At 68.6% G+C, this 1,475-nt stretch carries 2 protein-coding genes; both read left to right on the top strand.

Translation table 11 applies throughout. The annotated features are described in order from the left end of the window. The coding region (locus ACFPTO_RS25090; RefSeq protein WP_377715786.1) for a tyrosine-type recombinase/integrase at window positions 1-743 on the top strand (743 nt) is incomplete at its 5' end. A gap of 16 nt (window positions 744-759) precedes the next feature. Continuing rightward, the coding region (locus ACFPTO_RS25085) for an IS91 family transposase (RefSeq protein WP_377715784.1) at window positions 760-1,475 on the top strand (716 nt) is incomplete at its 3' end.

Below are 1,475 nucleotides of genomic sequence, written 5' to 3'. Positions count from 1 at the left end.
GCTCGCCTGATACCGCCACCGTCGAGGACCTGCGTGGTTACCAGCTGCATCTGGTCGATCATGGCACGTCGCCGGTGTCACTGAATGCCGCGATCACCGGGCTGAAGTTCTTCTTCGAGATCACGCTGCGCGAGCCCGAACTCATGGCGCGCATGCAACCCGTGCGCGTGCCCCGCACGCTACCGGTCGTGCTCAGCCCCGATGAAGTACGGCGGCTCATCGCCGCCACCGGCAACCTCAAGCACCAGACCGCTCTCTCGGTCGCCTACGGCACCGGCCTGCGTGCCAGCGAAGTGGTCGCACTGAAGGTCACCGACGTCGACAGCCAGCGCATGACGCTGCGTGTCGAGCAGGGCAAGGGCCGCAAGGATCGCTACGCGATGCTCTCGCCGGTGCTGCTCGAACGCCTGCGCGTCTGGTGGCGTGTGGCACGTGCCCAGGGCAGGATGCCCGACGGCGGGTGGCTGTTTCCCGGGCTCGACCCCGTCGATCCGCTCACACCGCGGCAGCTCAACCGTGCCATCCGTGCTGCCGCCGAGGCCGCGCAGATCGACAAGCGCGTGTCGATGCACACGCTGCGGCACAGCTTTGCCACGCACCTGCTCGAACAGAAGGTCGACATCCGCGTGATCCAGGTGCTGCTCGGCCACAAGAAGCTCGAAACCACCGCGCTTTACGCGCAGGTGGCCACCGACCTGCTGCGCGAAGTCACCAGTCCGCTGGAGCGCCTGCCCGCCAACTGATACGGCGCAGTGCCTCATGCCGGAGGTCGCGGACATCTTCCGCGCCCACGGGCCGGCGTGGCGTCGCACGGTCCACCTGAGCCTCGGGCAGCTGAAGGTGATGTCGGCCATCGAACAGTGCCGCAGCGCGGCGCTGGGCGGGCATGTGCTGCGCTGTTCCGGCTGCGCGCGCACCGAGATCGCCTACAACTCCTGCCGCAACCGCCATTGCCCGAAGTGCCAGGGCAATGCCGCACGACGCTGGCTCGAGGCGCGCCAGGCCGATCTGCTGCCGGTCGAGTACTTCCACGTCGTCTTCACGCTGCCCGCTGCCATCAGCGCGATCGCCTGGTACAACAAGCGGGTCATCTACGGGCTGCTGTTCGACATCGCCGCCGACACGCTGCGCACGATTGCCGCCGATCCCCGGCACCTCGGCGCCCAGATCGGGGCCACCCTCGTGCTGCACACCTGGGGCTCGGCGCTCACGCATCATCCGCACGTGCACGGCATCGTCCCCGGCGGGGGGCTGTCGCCCGACGGCGAACGCTGGATCGGCTGCCGGCCCGGCTTCTTCCTGCCGGTGCGCGTGCTCTCACGCCTGTTCCGCCGGCGCTTCCTCGAAGCGCTCACCGATGCCCACCGGCACGGCCAGCTGCAGTTCTTCGGCGAGTATGCGGCGCTCGCCGATCCGGACGTCTTCGCCCAGTGGCTCGCGCCCCTGCGTGCCTGCGAATGGTTTGTGTACGCCAA

Origin of the sequence: Paraburkholderia denitrificans (assembly GCF_042655705.1) — a bacterium.
GTDB classification, from domain to species: Bacteria; Pseudomonadota; Gammaproteobacteria; order Burkholderiales; family Burkholderiaceae; genus Paraburkholderia; species Paraburkholderia denitrificans.
The sequence above is the reverse complement of the archived record's forward strand: the minus strand, read 5'-3'. Positions and strand labels throughout refer to the sequence as shown.